Source organism: Citricoccus sp. NPDC079358 (assembly GCF_040702545.1).
Classification (GTDB): Bacteria; Actinomycetota; Actinomycetes; order Actinomycetales; family Micrococcaceae; genus Citricoccus.
In genome coordinates, this window is record NZ_JBFBLI010000003.1 from 213,389 (window position 1) to 232,756 (window position 19,368).

18 protein-coding genes and 1 pseudogene are annotated in these 19,368 nt (G+C 70.2%); 11 read left to right on the forward strand and 8 right to left on the reverse strand.

Annotated features, from left to right (window positions below; genetic code table 11):
- Window positions 1–6: 6 nt before the first annotated feature.
- From AB0333_RS05705 to AB0333_RS05715, 3 genes are read right to left on the reverse strand one after another with little or no spacing between them, the layout of a single operon-like run.
- The gene (locus AB0333_RS05705) at window positions 7–1,701 is read right to left on the reverse strand and encodes an ABC transporter permease subunit (protein WP_366217731.1); all 1,695 of its coding nucleotides are present in this window, start codon (window positions 1,699–1,701) and stop codon (window positions 7–9) included.
- Window positions 1,698–2,495 (reverse strand): ATP-binding cassette domain-containing protein, encoded by a 798-nt coding sequence (locus tag AB0333_RS05710; protein ID WP_366217732.1) that lies wholly within the window; start codon window positions 2,493–2,495, stop codon window positions 1,698–1,700. Before AB0333_RS05710 ends, AB0333_RS05705 begins: the two co-directional genes overlap by 4 nt.
- A 3-nt stretch (window positions 2,496–2,498) precedes the next feature.
- The gene (locus AB0333_RS05715; RefSeq protein WP_366217733.1) at window positions 2,499–3,455 is read right to left on the reverse strand and encodes a putative selenate ABC transporter substrate-binding protein; all 957 of its coding nucleotides are present in this window, start codon (window positions 3,453–3,455) and stop codon (window positions 2,499–2,501) included.
- Between the two features lie 178 nt (window positions 3,456–3,633).
- On the opposite strand from AB0333_RS05715, the gene AB0333_RS05720 reads away from it, so the two are divergent.
- The 4 genes from AB0333_RS05720 (at window position 3,634) to AB0333_RS05735 (ending at window position 6,424) form a co-directional block, all read left to right on the forward strand.
- Window positions 3,634–4,065: a DUF3151 domain-containing protein gene (locus AB0333_RS05720; RefSeq protein ID WP_366217734.1), complete on the forward strand. Its 432-nt coding sequence runs from the start codon at window positions 3,634–3,636 to the stop codon at window positions 4,063–4,065.
- Window positions 4,066–4,068: 3 nt separating this feature from the next.
- Entirely contained in the window at window positions 4,069–5,316 is a 1,248-nt protein-coding gene (locus tag AB0333_RS05725) for a beta-propeller fold lactonase family protein (RefSeq protein ID WP_366217735.1), read from the forward strand.
- Window positions 5,317–5,422: 106 nt separating this feature from the next.
- On the forward strand, window positions 5,423–5,701 hold the full coding sequence (catC, locus tag AB0333_RS05730; protein ID WP_366217736.1) for a muconolactone Delta-isomerase: 279 nt from the start codon (window positions 5,423–5,425) through the stop codon (window positions 5,699–5,701).
- Window positions 5,702–5,731: 30 nt separating this feature from the next.
- Window positions 5,732–6,424 carry a thymidine kinase gene (locus tag AB0333_RS05735; protein WP_366217737.1) on the forward strand — a complete coding sequence of 231 codons (693 nt, stop codon included), beginning with the start codon at window positions 5,732–5,734 and terminating at the stop codon, window positions 6,422–6,424.
- Between the two features lie 48 nt (window positions 6,425–6,472).
- On the opposite strand, the gene AB0333_RS05740 is transcribed toward AB0333_RS05735, so the two are convergent.
- Window positions 6,473–7,795, reverse strand: coding sequence for a TIGR00366 family protein (locus AB0333_RS05740; protein WP_366217833.1), 1,323 nt, complete (start codon window positions 7,793–7,795; stop codon window positions 6,473–6,475).
- Between the two features lie 239 nt (window positions 7,796–8,034).
- Between AB0333_RS05740 and AB0333_RS05745 the strand changes: the two genes are divergently transcribed.
- Complete coding sequence (locus AB0333_RS05745; RefSeq protein ID WP_366217738.1) at window positions 8,035–8,469, forward strand: SRPBCC family protein; 435 nt, start codon at window positions 8,035–8,037, stop codon at window positions 8,467–8,469.
- A 21-nt stretch (window positions 8,470–8,490) separates the two neighbouring features.
- On the opposite strand, the gene AB0333_RS05750 is transcribed toward AB0333_RS05745, so the two are convergent.
- Both AB0333_RS05750 and AB0333_RS05755 read right to left on the reverse strand, forming a co-directional pair.
- Window positions 8,491–9,870 (reverse strand): hypothetical protein, encoded by a 1,380-nt coding sequence (locus AB0333_RS05750; protein ID WP_366217739.1) that lies wholly within the window; start codon window positions 9,868–9,870, stop codon window positions 8,491–8,493.
- Between the two features lie 35 nt (window positions 9,871–9,905).
- Window positions 9,906–10,304: a hypothetical protein gene (locus tag AB0333_RS05755; protein WP_366217740.1), complete on the reverse strand. Its 399-nt coding sequence runs from the start codon at window positions 10,302–10,304 to the stop codon at window positions 9,906–9,908.
- Window positions 10,305–10,504: 200 nt separating this feature from the next.
- Between AB0333_RS05755 and AB0333_RS05760 the strand changes: the two genes are divergently transcribed.
- A complete protein-coding gene (locus AB0333_RS05760) occupies window positions 10,505–11,800 on the forward strand; it encodes an adenylosuccinate synthase (RefSeq protein WP_366217741.1) in 1,296 nt (431 codons plus the stop codon).
- Window positions 11,801–12,326: 526 nt separating this feature from the next.
- Here the strand turns inward: AB0333_RS05760 and AB0333_RS05765 are convergent.
- Window positions 12,327–13,445: pseudogene (locus tag AB0333_RS05765) on the reverse strand (FAD-dependent monooxygenase); the annotation flags it as partial.
- Between the two features lie 54 nt (window positions 13,446–13,499).
- On the opposite strand from AB0333_RS05765, the gene AB0333_RS05770 reads away from it, so the two are divergent.
- Window positions 13,500–14,306, forward strand: coding sequence for a carbon-nitrogen hydrolase family protein (locus tag AB0333_RS05770; protein ID WP_366217742.1), 807 nt, complete (start codon window positions 13,500–13,502; stop codon window positions 14,304–14,306).
- A 176-nt stretch (window positions 14,307–14,482) separates the two neighbouring features.
- On the opposite strand, the gene AB0333_RS05775 is transcribed toward AB0333_RS05770, so the two are convergent.
- On the reverse strand, window positions 14,483–16,477 hold the full coding sequence (locus AB0333_RS05775; protein ID WP_366217743.1) for a hypothetical protein: 1,995 nt from the start codon (window positions 16,475–16,477) through the stop codon (window positions 14,483–14,485).
- 522 nt (window positions 16,478–16,999) lie between these two features.
- On the opposite strand from AB0333_RS05775, the gene AB0333_RS05780 reads away from it, so the two are divergent.
- The 4 genes from AB0333_RS05780 (at window position 17,000) to AB0333_RS05795 (ending at window position 19,294) form a co-directional block, all read left to right on the forward strand.
- Window positions 17,000–17,332 carry a PadR family transcriptional regulator gene (locus AB0333_RS05780; RefSeq protein ID WP_366217744.1) on the forward strand — a complete coding sequence of 111 codons (333 nt, stop codon included), beginning with the start codon at window positions 17,000–17,002 and terminating at the stop codon, window positions 17,330–17,332.
- On the forward strand, window positions 17,329–17,688 hold the full coding sequence (locus AB0333_RS05785; RefSeq protein WP_366217745.1) for a DUF1048 domain-containing protein: 360 nt from the start codon (window positions 17,329–17,331) through the stop codon (window positions 17,686–17,688). Before AB0333_RS05780 ends, AB0333_RS05785 begins: the two co-directional genes overlap by 4 nt.
- Complete coding sequence (locus tag AB0333_RS05790) at window positions 17,685–18,419, forward strand: ATP-binding cassette domain-containing protein (RefSeq protein ID WP_366217746.1); 735 nt, start codon at window positions 17,685–17,687, stop codon at window positions 18,417–18,419. The genes AB0333_RS05785 and AB0333_RS05790 overlap by 4 nt, the downstream gene beginning before the upstream one ends.
- Window positions 18,420–18,532: 113 nt before the next feature.
- Window positions 18,533–19,294: an ABC transporter permease gene (locus AB0333_RS05795; RefSeq protein ID WP_366217747.1), complete on the forward strand. Its 762-nt coding sequence runs from the start codon at window positions 18,533–18,535 to the stop codon at window positions 19,292–19,294.
- The last annotated feature ends 74 nt before the right edge of the window (window positions 19,295–19,368 follow it).

Consider the following 19,368-nt stretch of genomic DNA (forward strand, 5'->3'; position numbering starts at 1 on the left):
ACCCGGTCAGCGCAGGGTGCGCCGCACGGCGCTGCTGATCAGGTCCACCAGGGCTGAGAGCACCACCAGGGCCAGGATGGTCCCGGTCATGCCGCCGTAGTCGAATCCGACCCGCTGGTCCTCCAGGAGCCGCCCCAGGCCGCCGGCCCCCACGACGCCGACGACGACGGTCTCCCGCATGGCCACCTCCCAGCGGTACAGCCCGTAGGACAGGAACCGTCCTCCGGCCGGGGGAACGATCCCGTAGGCGAAGGCACTGAGCGGCGGGGCTCCGGCCGCGATGAGGTGGTCATGGGGCCGCCGGTCGAGGTTCTCCACCACTTCGGCGCAGAGCCGGCCCAGGATCCCGAAGTTGTAGGCGGCCAACGCCAGGGCCCCGGGCAAAGGCCCGGGCAGGAACAGGAACAGGGCCAGCAGAGCCCAGACCGGTGGAGGCAGGGACCGGGTGAACAGCAGCAGCCACCGGGCCGCCACCCCGGCCAGTCGCCGAGCATGGCTGACATCGGCGCCCCTGCTCCGGGCCGCCACGAAGGCCACGCCCACGGCCGCCAGGCCGGCGATGGACCCGGCCACGAGGGACATCTGCAGCGTCTCGAGCGCATCCTCCAGCAGCCGGGGCCACCCGCCGTCGGGCAGGGCCGGGGGCAGCAGGCCATCCACCAGACCGGCGAGCAGGCCGGCGGTCCGAGCCGAGAACACCCGGGACAGGTCCGGCCCCAGGTGCACGAGCGCGGCGATGGCGAGGACGGCCGTGACCAGCACCGTCCCTCCGGTGCGCCACCGTCGTCCGCCAGCACGCCGGAGGCCCGAGCCCCAGCGGTCCACCACGGCTCCCAGCAGCACCAGGGTGAAGATCAGCGTCCAGACCTCACCGTGACGGGATCCCGAGAAGCTCAGGATCAATTCGAAGCCGAGGCCGCCGGCACCCACCATGCCGAGGATCACGGCGGAGCGGACGGCGCACTCGAACCGGTAGAAGGCATAGGAGGCCAGGTCCGGCAGGGCGATCGGCGCCACGGCATAGAGCAGTGCGGTCCCCCGCCGGGCACCGGAGGCCCGCAACGCCTCGAAGGGGCCGCGGGCCGACTCGTCGATGATCTCGGCGTAGACCTTGGCCGTGATGGCCCCGAACGGGATCGCGATCGCCAGCACGCCCACCAGGGGGTCCCGGCCCAGCACGCTGAGCAGCAGCAGGGCCCAGACGGCCTCGTGGATGCCCCGCGGCAGCGCCAGGCCGAGCCGGGTGACCAACCAGCCGGCCCGGCGGGCGGTGCGGCCTGCGCGGTGACTCGACGGCCGGCCACGGGGACGTGAGCCGGCCGCCCACCAGGTCTCCGAGATGAGCACGCCGACCACCAGGCCCCCGGCCACGGCCAGCAGCGTCCCCAGGATCGCGATGGAGAGCGTGGTCAGGGTCGCCTCGCCGATGCGGGCCAGGAAGTCCGGCGAGAGGTCCGGGGTGAGCGCCGCGGCGAAGAACTCGGCGAACATCGGCCAGCCCCGGGTATTGACCACCGGGCCGTCCTCGGCCAGCCAACTGCCCACGGACCAGATCAGGACGAGCACCCAGGCGGCCATCCACATCCGTCCCCCGCCGGGCAATCGCCACCGGGGGCGCCGGGCGGGCCGATCGAAGCGCTGGCCGGGGTGCCGGCCGGACCCCTCCAGCCGGGTCAGGACCGTCAATCCGCTGGGGCTCATCGGTCGGGTTCCAACGCGTAGAGGCGCTGCCGGGCGTGCGCATCCACCTCGGCCGCGGGCAGATCGAGGACCACGCGGCCCTGGCGCAGTCCCACCACCCGGTCGCAGTGCCGCACGGCGAGGTCGAAGTCGTGCAGGCTCACCACGAGGGTCCGGCGCGGCCGGTCGTGGCTGAGTACCCCGCAGAGCAGGCCCATCACCTCGTCGGCGCGGGCGGGGTCCAGGCTGGAGACCGGTTCGTCGGCGAGGACGAGATCGGGGTCCTGCACCAGGACCCGGGCCAGCGCCACCCGTTGCTGCTGGCCGCCGGAGAGCCGGTCGGTGCGCTGGTACAGGTGGCCGGCGATCCCCACCCGGTCCAGGGCCACGCGGGCCTGGCCCACCTGCAGGGGGCGGATCAGGGAGCGCAGGGCCCGCCCCCGCCCCCAGCTGCCCAGGTGCCCGGCGTTGACGTTGTGCACCACCCGCAGCGGACCCACCAGGTTGAGCTGCTGGTGCACGGAGCCGATCCTGCTCCGCCAGGCCCTCAACTCCCGGGCCGAGGCCCGGGCGGGGTCCGTGCCCAGGACCTGGACCTGGCCGGAGGCCGGGGTGACGGTGCCGTTGCACAGCCCCAGCAGGGTGGACTTTCCCGCTCCGCTGGGCCCCACCAGGGCCACCCGTTCGCCGGGCTGGATCCGGAGGGTGATCCCGTCCAGAGCGGATCGGCTCTCGTGGCCCCCGCGACCCCCGTAGGAGACCGTGAGGTCCTGCAGGGCCACGGCGGGGGTCGGCTCCGCGCTCGGGTCAGTCATGCGTCATCGGATCAGGCCGAGCGTGCGGCCGATCTCCTCGATCCGTTCATGGTCGGACGCGTCCGCCGGGATGATCGACTCCGCCCCGTAGGCCTCGAGGAGTGACTCCTCCTCCGGGTCTGAGCCGTCGAGGTCGAGCAGAGCCTGGCGGAGGTCCGCGGTGAAGCCGTCGCCGAGCCGCTCGTCCAGGGCGGGGGAGCCGATCCAGTGGTAGTCGGCGTACTCCGGGGTCGTGAAGATCTCCTGGACCGCCTCGGTGTCCACCGTTCCGGACTCGGTCCGGGAGCGCCACACCTGTTCGTTGAGGGCGCCGGCCTCGTAGCTGCCGGACTCGACCAAGTCGATGGTGAGGTCGTGGGATCCGGAGAAGCCGGGCTCACCCTCGAGGTCGGCCGCCGGATCCACGCCGGCCTGGTCCAGGAAGTAGGACGGCATGAGGCGCCCGGAGGTGGAGGACTCGCTACCGAAGGTGAACCGCGTGTCCGCGAGCTCCGCCAAACCGGCCACGTCCTCGACCGGTGCGAGGCCGGCGTCGCGATGGGCGATGAAGACGCTGCGGAAGCGCTCGTCGATGTCCCGCTGGGCCAGCACCTCAGCCCCCTCGGTGCGCAACCGTGCCTGGACGCCGGTCAGGCCCCCGTAGAAGACCAGGTCGAGGTCCCCGGTGCCGAACAGGCTGACGGAGGCGGCATAGTCACTGACGGGGACGTACTCCACCTCCACGCCCAGCTCCTCGGCGAGATAGGCGGCCATCGCCTTCTCACGCTCAGCGAGGTCGGAGGGGTCCATGTCCGGAATGGCGCTGATGCGCAGCGGGCCCGCCTGCTGTTCTCCGGCGGCCGCGGTCCCGCCTGCGCCGGAGTCAGAGGACTCGGGTGATCCGCAGGCGGAGGCCGCCAATGCCACGGCGAGGCCGAGGCCCGCGACTGACCAGGGGAGACGGCGGTGGGGGGTGCGCATGGTGGCATCCTAGCCAACGGGCGTCGCCGGAATCGGTGTTCGTCGTGGGTGACCCGGCCCACGGCCCCGGCGGGGTTCCACGGGTAGGGTCGGAGGTGTCCCCGTCCTCCTCCGGCGCGGGCCACCGCGCCAGTACCGGTGCCGCCCGCCTCCGGAGCCAGCCGAACCAAGGAGCACCATGTCCTCTGACGCGTCGATCGTCGGCAAGAACCTCATGCAGCCCGCCCCCACGCAGCTTCCGGAGGAACCGGAGGTCCTGGCGCGGATCGAGGCGGGCGACCTGCCGGAGGACATCGCCATCCGGTTCCCCACGTCCTCCCTCGCCTGGGCCCTGATGGCCGAGGACGCCTGGGCCGAGGGGCGCACCATCGATGCCTACGCGTTCGCCCGGGTGGGCTACCACCGTGGCCTGGATTCGCTGCGCGGGGCGGGGTGGCGGGGTGCCGGCCCGGTGCCCTACTCCCACGAGCCGAACCGCGGTTTCCTCCGCTCGCTCTACCTGCTCGGCCAGGCCGCGGCCGCCATCGGGGAGGGCGAAGAGGTCCACCGCATCGAGGCCTTCCTGGCGGACGCCGATCCCACGGCCCCAGAACAGATCTCCCGGGGCTGAGCGATGAGGCCGAACCCCGCCGTCGGCGCAGGCGGCAGCGATGGTCCCGCCGGGGCCGACGCCGTCCTCGTGGGCACCTTCAACACCCCGGGGGCCGATGCCCCCGTGCTCGCCAACGCCGGCGGACTCGTGCGCACGACCGGCTGGCCGGACCCCGTGGAGGCGGTGGCCGGTGGCGGCCCGGACGCTCCCTCGTGGTTGGTCCGGGGCCTTGCTGGCACGCCGTCGGAGGGCAGGCTGTATGCCGCCCTGCACATGCCAGAGGGTGAGATCGCCGTCCTGTCCCCGTCCCCTGCGCGCGCGGAGGTAGCTGCGGAGGTGAACTCCATGGACGCCTCCGGTTCCGGCAACGACGTCGGCTGGGTGACCTCCCAGCGCCTGCCCACCGGTGGCGTGAACACGTGCCACGCAGACCTGAACCCCGCCGGCACCTGGCTGGCCGCGGCCTCCTACGACTCGGGCACCCTGACCGTGGCCCCCGTGCTCGAGGGCGGCCTGCTGGGGCTGCCAGTGGCGGTCCAGGCTCCGGACGGGTCCGGGCCGGTGGCCTCCCGCCAGGAGGCCCCGCACCTGCACTTCGTGCTGTTCCTGGACGACGACCGCCTGCTCGTCACGGACCTGGGCGCCGACCGCGTCCTCGAGTACTCCGTCCAGGACATCGTCCGGAACGGGGCGGAAGCCGTCCCGGATGAAACTCAGGGTCTGGTGGCGAGTGACTGCACGCCGTCACGGGTACACCTCCTGCCCGCCGGCACCGGTCCCCGCCACCTCGCACTGTTGCCCCCGTTGCCGGAAGCCGGGATCGAGGGACGGCACCTGGCCGTGGTCGGCGAACTGGACTCACGGCTGCACGTGCTGGACCTGGACGCCACGCCCGAGGGATTCCACGAGGTCGCCATCGTGCCCACCCACGCTCAGGACCAGGATCCCGGGTCCGCCCAGGACAACCTGCCCTCACACCTGGTGCTCTCCCCGGATGGTGCGCTCATCTATGTGGCCAATCGTGGCCGGGACACCATCGGCGTGATCCGCCGCGCCGGCACCCCGGAACTGGTCGCCGAGGTGCCGTGCGGCGGGAGCTGGCCCCGCCACATCGCCCTCGGCCATCCCGGCGGGGCACCCACGCTGCTGGTTGCGCTGGAACGGGGCGACGCCGTCGTCGGGCTCCCGCTCGATGCCGACGGGATCCCCGGAGACGCGGGAACCCGGGTCACCGTGCGGCGACCCGGGTTCGTCTTGCCTCAGGGCTGACCCGCCGGGCTCACCACGGGCCGTCTATAGTGACAACGGCCGAACGCCCTCGGCGATCTCAGCCCCAGCGCAGCCACCGCATGATGCGCCGAACGAAGGAGTGACGATGCTGTTTCTGGCACGGATGGACGTGACCTTCCCCGAGTCGATGACCGAGGAGACCAAGGCGGATTTCCAGGTCAAGGAGAAGGAGTACTCCGGCAACCTGCAGCGCGAGGGCAGGATGCGGGACATCTGGCGCGTGGTGGGCGAATACGCCAACTACTCCGTCTATGACGTGGCGGACAACGACGAGCTGCACACCGTCCTCAGCGGTTTCCCCATGTACCCCTACATGGACATCAAGGTCACTCCGCTGTCGAAGCACCCGAACTCGATCAAGTAGCGCACCGGACCAGCACTAGACTTCTCGATCGTGGCCAAGCTCTACTTCCGCTACGGGGCGATGAACTCCGGAAAGTCGACCGGATTGCTCCAGGCGGCGTTCAACTACGAGGAACGCGGGCAGCGGGTACTGCTGGCCAAGCCCCAGGTGGACTCGAAGGGCGAGGACCAGATCGTCTCCCGACTGGGCGTCACCCGGAATGCCGACTTCCTGATCCCGCCCGGGGCCGATCTCATGGCGCTGTTCCGCCAGGAGGCCCGCCGGGACGACCCCACCGCCCTCCTCACGCACCTGGACGGCGAGGTCAAGCCCGTCGCCTGCCTGCTCGTGGACGAGGCCCAGTTCCTCGAGCCCGCCCAGGTGGACGACCTGCTGCGGATCGCCGTGCTCGAGGGGGTTCCCGTGATGGCCTACGGCATCCGCACCGACTTCCGAACAGCCTCCTTCCCCGGCTCGGCCCGGCTCATGGAGCTGGCCCACTCCCTCGAGGAGCTCAAGACCATCTGCCGGTGCGGGCGCAAGGCCATCTTCAACACCCGCAAAGTGGTGGACACGGTGGCGGGGCACGACGCCGGCCCGGTGGCCGGAGCGCGCGAGCCCCGGCGCGAACGCTTCGTCTTCGAGGGCGACCAGGTGGCGATCGACGGCGTGGAGGTCACCTACGAGTCCCTGTGCGGGGTCTGCTATCTCGAGGAGTCCGGCGGGCGGTTGGGCGCGGAGTGACCGGCCGCGCCGCATGGCTGGGCACGGAGTCTGCTGACGCATGTGGCGTCAGAGGGAGACGATCAGCAGCGTCCCGGCGAACACGAGTCCGGAGGCGATGAGCACCACGGTCGTGTAGCCGAGGATGTCCCGCATCTTCAGCCCGGCGATCGCCAGCAGGGGGATGGCCCAGAACGGCTGGATCATGTTCGTCCACTGATCGCCGTAGGACACGGCCATGATGGTGATCGCGGGGTCCACGCCGAGATCGGCGCCGGCGCCGAGCATGATGGGCCCCTGCACCGCGAACTGCCCGCCGCCGGAGGGAACGAAGAAGTTCACCAGGCCGGCGGACAGGAAGGCCAGCACGCCGAACGTCGTGGGGTTGGAGATGGCCACGAAGGCGTCGGAGAGGATCTGCACCAGGCCAGACTCGGTCATCATGCCCAGGATGCCCGCATAGAGGGGGAACTGCAGCAGGATCTCCCCCACATTGGACGCGGCGTTCTTGGTCAGGTGGATCAGCTCGAAGGGATTGCGCACCAGCAGCAGGATCAGGGCGAGGAAGGACCAGTTCACGGTGTCCAGGGTGAGCGTGCCGCCCTGGACGAAGTGCAGCACCAGGTAGGCCACCAGCATCAGGCCCAGCAGCAGGGTCGGCAGGCGGCTGGCATCCACGCGATCGGCCGGGGTCACGATCTCCTCCTGGCCGTCATCGGCCTGCTCGCGCGCGTCCTTCGCCAGCTCCACGATCTTGTCACCGCGGCGCGGGGCCACCAGGAACAGGGCCAGGGCCACCACGAGGATCGTCACCACGGCGGCGATCATGTTCCAGGAGGAGAACACGGTCTCACTGATCGGCACGGGCTGTCCGCCCAGGGAGTCCATGAGGAAGGATCCCTCGGTGGCGGCGGTCAGGGGGCCGGAGGCCGAATAGCCCATGTGCCAGACCACGAAGCCGGCGAACCCGGCGGCCACCAACATGGGGAAGTGCAGCTTCAGGCCGCGCTCGCGCCCCTGGTAGGCGACCTCCCGGGCCAGCAGGCCCCCGACCACCAGGCCCAGCCCCCAGGTGATGAGGCTGGCCACGGCGGCCACGGCGAAGACGAACACGTAGGCGGCGAGCTCCGTGCGGGGGACCGAGCCCAGGAAGGCCAGCACGCGCCGGACCGGTCCGGTGTTGGCCAGGATGTGCCCGAGCAGCAGGATCAGGGCCATCTGGGTGATGAAGTCGAGCAGCCCGGCCAGACCGTCGCCCCAGTGGACCACGAGGTCGCCGGGGCCGGTGCCGGTCAGGATCAACGCGAGGATCGCGACGACGAAAGTCAGGACGATCGAGAAGACGAGGGCGGACGGGATGAACCGTTCCACCACGTGGTTGACGGGGCGCATGGCGCGGGAGAGCGGGGTTCCTTCCTTGCGAGGCGGCGTTTCGGTGGTTCCCGGGGTGCTGGACATGCCGATGGCTCCTGATGGTGCGGGGCCGGCGCGTTACGGTGCGGTGGTGGCGCTGGGAGGCCCCTGGGCGAATGTGACTGGCACCACCATAGGCAGGCGCGGTCTGGACGCAGTGGAACCTAGCGGCGTTTCACCCCTTAACACCGAGGGCGTCCAGGGGCGAGGATCGGATCATGTTGACCATCGCGGCCCTCGAAGACGACATCGTGGTCCACCTGCCTGCTCCGAGGGTGTGGGAGCTGCTCACGGACTGGGCCGCCGCGCCGGCGTGGCTCCCCGATGTCGAGGAGATGCACGTCAACGGGCCGGCCGGGCCGGGCCAGGAGCTCGCCTATGCGACCGGCGGCCATCAGCGCCAGTACACGCTGGCCACCTATGAACCCGGGCACGGGCTGACCATGGTCTCCGGTGCCGATGACGCGGACGTCCGCGTGGAATACGGCTACCTCCTGCTGCCCGACGCCGGCGCCACCCGGGTGCACCTGCGCATCGCCGTGCGAGCGGCGGAGGAACTGCGCGAGGAGGCGCTCGGCCTGGCCGCCGCGCTCGCCGACGCGGACGCCGGACAGCTCGAGTCGCTGCGCGACTACGCGGAGAAGGCACCCTGAGCGCTCAACCCCACTGCGCCCTCAGCTCAGCTGGGGCGCCCGCCCGAAATGGGCCGCCTGGATGAGGTCTTCCACCAGGGCCAGCAGGAACGAGCTCTCCACCGGCCAGAGCAGTACCCGGTCCTGCCCCGTGGCCGGGTCGGGGACCAGACCGACCCGGTATGTGCCGCGCTGAGGGGTGGTGAGCACCGTCGTCTCGGGGAAGCCCTCGGCACCGTCCGCATCGGCCTCGATCCGCCAGACCCACCACGGCTGGTCCCACAGGGCCGTCAGGGCGGGGTCGGCCCCGGCGGGCGGTGGCGTCGGCCCTGCCAGCCGGGCGTCGTAGGCCGCGGGCGTGATCAGAGCCGGGGTGGGCAGGAGGTTCCACGCAGGGGCGGCCCCCGCCCACGCGAGCAGCCGAGCCGAGAGCTCGGAAAGCGGGACCATGCCCACGTGCAGGTGCTCGGGCCCGGGAGCCTCCCATGGCCCGCCGAGGATCCGTTCGCCGAAGCCCGGCTGCGAGACCATGAGGGCCACATCGGAGAGGCCGAACACCTGGACGAGGTGGTCACCGCCCCCGGCGGTACCCGTCAGGCGCAGGCGGAACGCCGACTCCAGCAGGGTGGCGGAGAGGAGGTCTCCGACCTCGGTCAGGCGGCCGTCCTCCGCCAGCCCCGTGGCCTCGAGCTCAGCCGCCGACACGTCATGCCCCGGCCACCCGAGGCGTCCGTGGCCGGCGGCCCCGAGCTCCTGGAGCCGCTCGACCGCCGCCGGTGTCAGCCAGTCGCCTCCGCGGTCCATGCCGTCGGGGCGTTGCCACGGCGTGAGGTCCTCGACGGGGAGGTCGTAGGCGGCCGAGGCAGTGGCGTCATACCCGGGTTCGGCCGTGACCGGTGCCGAGGGCGGGGCCATACCGCCCGGCGCGAGCTCCACGCTGCGGGCCATCGCCTCCAGGTCCGCGGTGAGGAAGAGCCGGTCCTGGACCGCGCAGGTGGTCGATATCTGGACCGCCCAACCGTCCATCAGCACCAGGTGGTCCACGCCGGAGACCAGCCGGCCGTTGTCCGCGCGGTGGAGGTACTCGATGCGACGGGACTGCAGGGAGGTGTCCGTCTCGACGCCCAGATGCTCCTGTGGCCGGTCCTCGGGCCGGCGCTCCCAGCCGCCGACGTCGACGATCCGGCAGGCCCGGAGGGTGGAGGTCAGCCCCGTCAGGGCCTTGACGCTGAACTCGCGGATGCTGCCTTCGAAAGGGTTGACCGTGACCACGATCGAGGGGCGGAACGTGTCCTCGTCCACCGGGAGAGTGGCGATCAGCTCGATCTCCGGGCGGACCGACTCCGGGACCCAGTGGGGTGCCGGGTGGAACTGCAGGATACCGAGGTAGCCGGTGGTCAGGGCCGGCGCTGAGGGTGTCATGGGGTGCTCTTTCCGGTTCAGAGGAAGGTCCGTGGTCAGGGGCCGTCGGGGCCGCGCAGCGGGGTGTCATACCGACCACCGCGGTCCACCCAGTCTCGATGCCAGGCGGGGGTGAGGAAGCGAGGCCACCAGAAGTTGAGGAGGACCGTGATGACGAGGAACGGGAAGAGCAGCCAGAAGCCGGGCACACTGCTCGTCCAGCCCGGGTGGAAGTAGTCGATCCAGAGGCTGACCCACAGCATGATCCAGGTGAACCCGATCCACCCGATGTGCAGGGGGAACATGTTGTACCGCGTGGTGGACCAGGTGGACTTCGGCTGCCGGGCCCAGTTGCGGTATCTGCCGCTCCACGCCAGCCAACCCGGGATGAGGCCGGCCAGTCCGGGGATCACCGTGATGGCGAGGAAGAACAGGTGTTCCTGCAAGGGGGTCATCCGGCTCCTCCGTTCGACTCCGCCCACCGTATCCGTTCCCCATAGGCCTCGACTGGTAAACTCCGGTTGTAAGGCCCTCGTGTGATGCACCGCACGGCAGAGAACCGTGGGAGCGGTCACCGGGGGCGTTTTCCATGTCGAGGGCCGGACGGGACCGCCGCAAGTACGGTTGCCGTGGCCTGCTCAGGAGAGATGCATTCATGCCAGCAATCGCGATCGTCGGCGCCCAGTGGGGCGACGAGGGCAAGGGTAAGGCCACCGATCTGCTGGGCGGCCGCGTGGACTACGTGGTCAAGCCCAACGGCGGCAACAATGCCGGACACACCGTCGTCGTCGGCGGTGAGAAGTTCGAACTCAAGCTGCTGCCGGCCGGCATCCTGTCCCCGAACGCCGTCCCCGTGATCGGCAACGGCGTGGTGGTCAACCTCGAGGCCCTGTTCGAGGAGATCGACGGACTCGAGGCCCGCGGTCAGCGCTGTGACCACCTGAAGATCTCGGCCAACGCGCACCTGGTGGCCCCGTACCACCAGACCATGGACAAGGTCACCGAGCGCTTCCTCGGCAAGCGCGCCATCGGCACCACCGGCCGCGGAATCGGCCCCACCTACATGGACAAGGTCGGCCGCCTCGGCGTGCGCGTCCAGGACATCTTCGACGAGTCGATCCTGCGCCAGAAGATCGAGGGTGCCCTGCGCCAGAAGAACGAGCTGCTGGTCAAGCTCTACAATCGCCGGGCGATCACCGTGGACGAGATCGCCGAGTACTTCCTGTCCTACGCCGAGCGGCTGCGGCCCATGGTCGTGGACTCCACCATCCTGCTCAATGACGCCCTGGACGAGGGCAAGGTCGTGCTGATGGAGGGCGGCCAGGCCACCTATCTGGACGTGGACCACGGCACCTACCCGTTCGTGACGTCCTCCAACCCGACCGCCGGCGGCGCCTCCGTGGGCGCCGGGATCGGCCCCACCCGCTTCACCCGCACCATCGGGATCGTCAAGGCCTACACCACCCGGGTGGGGGCCGGCCCGTTCCCCACCGAGCTCTTCGACGAGGATGGCATGGGCACGCGCCTGCGCACCGTGGGCGGCGAGTTCGGCGTGAATACCGGCCGCCCGCGCCGCACCGGCTGGTATGACGCGGTGATGGCCCGGTACGCCACCCGCATCAACGGCTTCACCGACTACTTCCTCACCAAGCTGGACGTCCTCACCGGCATCGAGCAGATCCCGGTGTGCGTGGCGTATGACGTGGACGGCGTGCGGCATGACGAGATGCCTATGACGCAGACCGCGTTCCACCACGCCAAGCCGATCTTCGAGTACTTCGAGGGCTGGACGGAGGACATCTCCGGCGCACGCACCATGGAGGACCTGCCGGCCAACGCCCGCGACTACGTGCTGGCCCTCGAGAAGATGTCCGGGACCCGGATGTCCGCGATCGGCGTCGGCCCGGGCCGCGACCAGGTGGTCCAGGTCCGCGACCTCGTCGAGGACTGACCAGCTCCACCACGAAGCCGTCTGGGCGGATCAGCAGTGCCGTTCCGTCCGGCAGGCCGGCTTCCGGGGCTGCCCGGAATCCGAACACCGGCAGGCCCGACGCCGGCCCGGCGCGTCCCGCGACCCTGTCCTGGTGGCGGTCGGCCAGGTCCCGCGCCAACCTGTCGGCGGCCGGACCGTAGGCGTGCACCTGCCACTCGGCCGTGTTGAGCGCCTCATGGTTGTCTCCGCGCCCGTCCCAGCCGGGCACCGGACCGTCATGGCCGGCGTCGGGCACCCAGGGAAGGCGACGGCCCAGGACCGTGCCGCGGCGCCGCCGCCGTTGGCCGGTGCGGTCCGCCCCCGGCATCCAGTAGTGGATCCGGATCTGGGAGAGATAGCCGAACATCCGGCCGCCCAGGGGAAGCCGAGGGACCACGCGCAGGAGGGCCGGTGCGACCACGGGAAAGACGCGCGTCCGTGCCAGGCGTGCCAGGGGGGAGAGGGAGGTGACGGCGCCGAACACCACGTCGGTGGTTCGGACCAGGTTCAGGGCCACCGGCCGGCGCTCGGCCTCATAGCGGTCGAGGACGTCCTCGGGCTCCCGGCCGGCGAGGACGTCCGCGATCTTGGTGACGATGTTCTGGGCGTCCTGCAGTCCCGTGTTCATCCCCTGCGCGCCCACGGGGGAGTGGATGTGAGCGGCGTCCCCGGCCAGGAACACCCTGCCGGCACGGAAGGCGTCGGCCACGCGGTGATGCACCCGGTAGGTGCTGTACCAGTCCGTGCCGGCATACCGGACGCCGAACTCCTCGGCCAGGGAATCGCGGGCCCGGGCCTCATCGCGAGCCTCGGCGGCGGGGGACGCGGCCACAGTGTCGGCGTCCTCGTCGGGATCCGCCGGGTTCCTGTCCTCGGCGCGCAGGATCCCCAGGAGGCGTGCGCGCCGGCCGCCCCGGCCGTCGTCGCCCAGGGGGAAGGCCAGCATGAAGTGCTCGCGGGAGGCGCGCAGGGTGATGCCGGACTCGGTGCCGGTGACTCCGTAGGCATCCAGCACATAGAACTCGAACCGGTTGGTGGCACCTTCGAAGGCGATGTCCAGGGCGCGTCGGACCGCTGACGAGGCGCCATCGGCGGCCACCACATACCGGGCGCTGACCTGGACCAGCCCTTCAGGAGCGTCGAGTTCGACGGTGACGGCTCCGCCGGGCCCTGCCGCCCGGGGGCCGGTGGAGAAGGACTTGAATGAGGTGTTCCAGGCGACGGACCGGTGCTGGTCCCGGAGGTGGCCGGCCAGCAATTCCTCGTTGGCGCTCTGCTCGAAGATGGTGATTCCCGGGAAGGGCGTCAGCTGCTGGCCCACCCGTTCCAGCCGCACGGTGCCCAGCGTGCGGTGGCCGAATCCGGGACTGACGGACGTCGCGGGGGTCGCGCCATCCAGGACGGCCTGCGCCAGGCCGAGCTGCCGGTAGACCTCCAGGGAGCGGGCTTGCACGGCCAGTGCCCGGGACTCGCGCGTGGGCCCGGCCTTGCCGTCCACCACGAGGGCCTGGAGCCCGAGCTTCGCACACCAGGCTCCAGCCATCAGCCCGGTCGGCCCTGCGCCGACCACCAGGACGTCGGTGGAGACCCGGCGTCCGGGACCGTGGTCAGGGGCGGCGGACATGGCCTCAGGTTAGGCTGGGGAGACGGTTTCACACCATGCGAGGAGGACGGTCACATGAGGATCAGCGTCGGACAATTCCGCCCCACGGGTGTGGTCGCCGAGAACGTGGCCACGCTGCGGCGCCTGGCCGAATCAGCCAAGGACGACGGCGCCGAGCTGGTGCTGTTTCCCGAGGAATCCATGTTCACCGTGCGGCACGTGGACGGCCCGCTGGCCGAGGCCGTCGACGCCGGCTGGTCGGCCTTCGTCTCCGAGGTCACGCGGATCGCCGCAGACCTGTCCATCGCCGTGGTGGCCGGCGGGTATGAACCCTCGGGCACCGAGCGTCCGTACAACACCGTGGTGGCCGTGGATGCCACGGGCAAGATCCTGGGGACCTACCGCAAGCTGCACCTCTATGACGCCTTCAAGTACAAGGAATCGGACCGCATCACCGCCGGCGACCGGGGCACCTTGATGGTCGAACTCGGCGGCCTGAGGTTCGGCATCATGACCTGCTACGACCTGCGCTTCCCGGAGGTGGCGCGGTCGCTGGCTGTGGCCGGGGCCGACGTCGTGCTGGTGCCGGCCGCCTGGTTCAAGGGCGACTACAAGATCGAGCACTGGCAGCTGCTGCTCAAGGCGCGCGCCGTGGAGAACACCGTGTGGATCGTGGCCGCGGGCACGCGCAGTGACAACACCGTGGGCCACTCGGCCATCATCGACCCGCTCGCCGTGCCCGTGGCCTTCCTCGGCGAGGAGGGAGAGGCGATCGAGACCGCCGATGTCACCCGAGAGCGCATCGACGAGGTGCGCTCCTTCCTGCCCGTGCTGGCCAACCGTCGCACGGACGTGGGCCAGTTGGGGTCCGCCGGTTCCTAGGCGGCTCCGGCATTGCCAGGGACCTCCCAGCTGGCGCCCGGGCGATTCTCACTCCCGGTTCCTAGGGTGGAACCACCTCATCAAGGTGCGAGTGATGACAGAGGGCCCCGGGCCCGGCAGATGGCGTTCCCCTCACGCCGCCGGACAACCCGGGGCCCTGCCATGTCCGCCGGCCCCTAGTAGGAGTCCACGGACCGCTCGCGGTGCCGCATCACGAACATCATGGCCACCGGGATGGCCAACAGCAGCAGCGGGATGAGCAGCAGCAGCCCGGCTGGCTTCGTGACCATCTGGTCCGCGCTAGCGGCTCGGGAGGAGGAGCGCAACTCATCCGTGCCGGAGACGAGCTGCAGGGAGCCGGAGGCCAGCTTTCCGGTGCCCTCGGCGAGGGCGCCGTTGCCGTCGGCCAGGGCGGTGGCTCCCTGCTGCAGCTGGGCGGCACCATCATCCAGGTCGCCGGCACCAGCCTGCAGTTCCATCAGGCCGCCTTCCAGTCGCCCGGCGCCGCCGGACAGCTTCTTGGCACCGGTCTCCAGGGCCGCGGACCCCTCGGCCAAGGCGGCATTGCCGTCTTGGAGCTGTACGGCGCCCGCACTCAGCGACTGGGCTCCGGTGGTGAGCCTGCCCGTACCGTCCACCAGGTCCGGTGTCTTGGCGGCCAGCTCCGAGGTTCCGTCCTGCAGCGTGCCCGCTCCGGTGGCCAACGCGCCATTGCCGTCAGCCAGTTCTGAGGCTCCGGAAGACAGCTCCCCGGCCCCAGCGTTCAGCTCCGCGGCACCGGCGCGCAGGCGGCCCGTGCCGTCCACCAGTTGGGTGGATCCCTCGGCCAGGGCGGTATTGCCCGCGGCGAGCTCGCCTGCGCCGGCCTCGAGTTGTTCGGCGCCGCCCACGAGGCCGGGCGACTTCTTGGTGCCCTTCACGCCGGCCTGGATCTGGTCCAGGCCCTTGCTCAGCGCCTGGGACCCGGTCAGCGCCTCCTTGCCACCGGCGTCGAGCTGCACGAGCCCGGCGTGCAGGTCCGTGGCACCCGCCGCGGCTTGGTCGGCACCGGTGGACAGGGCGGCTGTGCCGTCCGCCAGCTGCTGGCCTCCGTCGCGCAACTGCAGCGTGCCCGTCTGGAGTTCACCGACGCCGGCGTCGAGTTGCTGCCCGCCCGCGGCGAGCTGTTCCACGGCGAGGCGGAGGTCCGGCGGGGACAGGGGATTCTTCCGGACCTCGTCCCGCAACTGGATCAGACCGGCCGAGAGCTGCGCGGAGCCGTCCTTGAGTTCGGAGGTGCCATCCACGCCCTGCTGCAGCCCGGCGTATAGCTGAGCCGCACCGGCTTCCAGCTCGGAGGCGCCTGCGGCCAGTTCGCCGGTGCCGGACTTCAGGGCGGTGGAACCCGCAGAGGCCTCGGTGAGCCCGGCCGAGAGGGTGCCCAGGCCGGTGGAGAGGTCGGCGGAGCCTGCGGCTGCCTCATCCACGCCCGCACCGAGCTGGCGTGCGCCATCCGCTAGCGTGCCTGCACCGGTGGAGAGTTCTCCGGCACCGGCGGCGGCCTGGCCGGCACCTGACTGGAGGGCCTTCGCCCCGGCATCGAGATCGCCGGCACCCGTTGCCAAGGTGTCCGTGCCACCCTGCAGCTCTCCGGCACCAGCGGACAGGGCCTGGGCGCCCGCCGCTGCTTCCTGGGCACCGGTGGTCAGCCGGCCTGCCCCGGCATCCAGCTTTCGGGCGGCGTTGTCCGCGCGGACGGCGCCGGCCGCCACCTCCTGAGTGCCGGCGAACAACTGACCGGCACCGCCGGCGAGCTCTCCGGCCCCGGCGGAGGCCTGGTCCGAGCCGGTCTTCAGCTCGGTGGTCCCCTTGTGAAGATCGGTGGCCCCGGCGGACAGTTCGGTGGATCCCTCATGGGCATCGGTGGCCCCCTGGGCCAGCTGAGCCGAGCCCTCCTTCAGGACACCCGTGCCGGTGGCCAGCTCCTTGGCCCCGTCTTCGGCCCGGACGGCGCCTTCGTTGAGGTCTGCACTTCCGGTCTGGGCGGTGCGCATGCCGTTGTCCAGCTGGGCGGCGCCGTTGGCGACCTTGGAGCTGTAGAGGGAGTAGAAGGCGAGCCCGGCAATGAGGAAGAGGGCGAGGAGTGCGGCCAGCACCGCCCAGGGCAGGTGGTGGCGAGAGCGGGTGTGCATAGGAGTCCTTGGCGTCAGGCCGCGAGGAATGCGGCTGTGGCGTCAACCGGGTTCACCGGTTGGGGTATCGCCGGACGGCTGGTCCCCAGTGGTTTGCCACGGGTCCAGGGCGGGCCCGTGACAATACTGGATGTGACGAGTGCCACATGCGATGACACTCATAGTTACCAGCGAGTAGATGTTGACGCAAGGGGAGTATCGGGTAATTCCGGCAATTGGCTGAGAAGGTCGCCCATGCCGCCATGGCGCGAGCTGTCGCCTTGACCAGCGAACGCACAGGCGCCGTGGGGTTCGTCCCCATGTCGGATCCCTACTCTGGAAGAGCCTCATCAAGGTGCGAGTGATGAAGGTGCGAGTGATGACAGGGACCCCGGGTCCGGTTCGCCTCACGGCGTCCGGCAGCCCGGGGTCTCGTCGTGTGGTGGGCGCATCCTGGTGTTGGCCGCCGGACCCTTGCGTCTCTACTACCTAGTGGTACTACCTACCACTAGGTAGTAGAACTAAGTACTGGGGGTGGGATCCATGGCCAACCTGATGACGGAGATGTTGAAGGGAACCCTGGAGGGCATCGTCCTCCAGATCCTGGCGGGGCAGCCGGCCTACGGCTATGAGATCACGGCGCGGCTACGGGCCAACGGCTTGACCGACATCGCCGAGGGCACCGTCTATGCCCTGCTCATCAGGATTGAGAAACGCGGCCTCGTCGATGTGGACAGGCTCCCCTCGGAAAAGGGACCACCCCGCAAGGTGTACTCGCTCAATGCCCTCGGGCGGGACTACCTCAATGAATTCTGGAGGACCTGGAGCTTCCTCTCGGAACATCTCGATCAGCTCCGCAACGGAGGTTCATCATGACTGGATGGGTAGAGAAGGTCGTCGGCAATGCTGGTGACAAGCGGCGGTGGAAGCAGTACAGGGCCCGTGCCGAGGCGCTACCGGCCGGGTACCGCGAGGCGCAACAGGCACTCGAGCGGTACCTGACCCGGTACGGGGCCATCACCAAGGGGGACACCTTCGTGACGATGCTCGAGGACCTCGTGGAACTCATCGAGCAGGGCGCCGCTGACGGGACGGCCCTCCGGGGGATCGTGGGGGAGGACCCCGTGGCGTTCGCCGAGGACTTTCTGGCCAATTACGCCGAGGACCAGTGGATCAGCAAGGAACGGGCGCGCCTCGCCGAGGCCATCGATCGTGCGGCGGGTGCGCCATGACCGGTGCGACGGCGGTCCGCCGGCCGGTTCCGGCACCCGCGATCCACGTGCAGGGCCTGGAGAAGTCCTACGGGAAGAACCATGTGCTGCGCGGCGTCGACTTCGACGTGGAGCGCGGATGTGTCTTCGCCCTGCTGGGCTCGAACGGCGCCGGCAAGACCACGGCCGTCCGGATCCTCTCCACGTTGCTGCAGCCCACGGCGGGCAATGCCACCGTCAACGGCTTCGCGGTTGGCGGGCAGCCAGGCCGAGTGCGGGAATCGATCAGCCTGACCGGTCAGTTCTCCGCCGTGGACGAGATACTCACGGGACGCGAGAACCTCATCCTGGTGGCCCGGTTGCGGCACCTGCCCCACGCCGGGACCCTGGCGGATGAGCTGCTGGAACGCTTCTCGCTCACCGGTGCCGGAGGGCGCAGGGCTGCGGAGTACTCGGGCGGCATGCGCCGCCGGCTGGACATCGCGATGAGCCTGATCGGGAACCCGCCGGTGCTCTTCCTGGACGAACCCACCACGGGTCTCGATCCGGAGGCGCGCCTTGAGGTGTGGCAGGCCATCCGTGAACTCGCGCAGAACGGCACCACGGTCCTGCTCGCCACCCAGTACCTGGATGAGGCTGAGCAAATTGCCGACCGCATCGCCATCCTCCATCACGGGCGCATCATCGCCAATGGCACTCTGGCCGAACTGAAGCTGCTCCTTCCGCCCGCGACGGTCGAGTACGTGGAGTAACAACCCACCCTGGAGGAGATCTTCCTGGCCCTGATCTCGAGTCCGGACCAGCGTGAGGCCGATGATCGCGGTAACGGCCGTCCCGTCGCGAGGGAAAGCGCAGGTGACCTCTCATGAGTGGGGACCTCCTCACTGACACAGGAGTCCTCCTGGGCCGGTCCCTGCGCCACATCGCCCGCAGTCCGGACACCATCATCACCACGGCGGTCATGCCGATCGCCATGATGCTGCTGTTCGTCTACGTCTTCGGCGGGGCCATCGACACCGGAGGCGGTTCCTACGTGGACTACCTGCTGCCCGGGATTCTCACCATCACCATCACCATGGGCATCACCTATACGGCGTACCGGCTCTTCCTGGACCTGCAGGGCGGCATTTTCGAACGCTTCCAATCGATGCCGATCGCGCGGTCAGCGGTGCTGTGGGCGCACGTCCTGACCTCGGTGGTGGCCACGGTCATGTCCCTGACGATCGTGGTGGGCGTGGCCCTGCTCATGGGCTTCCGCTCAGGAGCCGGGGTGCTCGAGTGGCTGGCCGTCGCCGGGATCCTGGTGCTGCTGACCCTGGCACTGACCTGGGTGGCCGTCATCGCGGGCCTGAGCGCCCGGTCCGTGGATGGGGCGAGCGCCTTCTCCTACCCGCTCATCCTGTTGCCCTTCGTCAGCTCGGCCTTCGTGCCGACGGATTCCATGCCCGGCCCGGTGGCGGCCTTCGCCGAGCACCAGCCCGTGACGTCCATCGTCAACACGGTCCGCAACCTGTTCAGCGGTCAACCCGTCGGCACAGAGATCTGGATCGCCCTGGCCTGGTGTGTGGGCATCCTGGGGCTCGGGTATGCCCTCAGTGTGCTGGTCTACCGGCGCCGCGCCGGTTAGGTGGAGTGGGCGGCAAGGCTCAGTGAGGGGTCACAGCCTTCTCACAGGCAGTGTGGGGTGCGAGCACAAGTTCG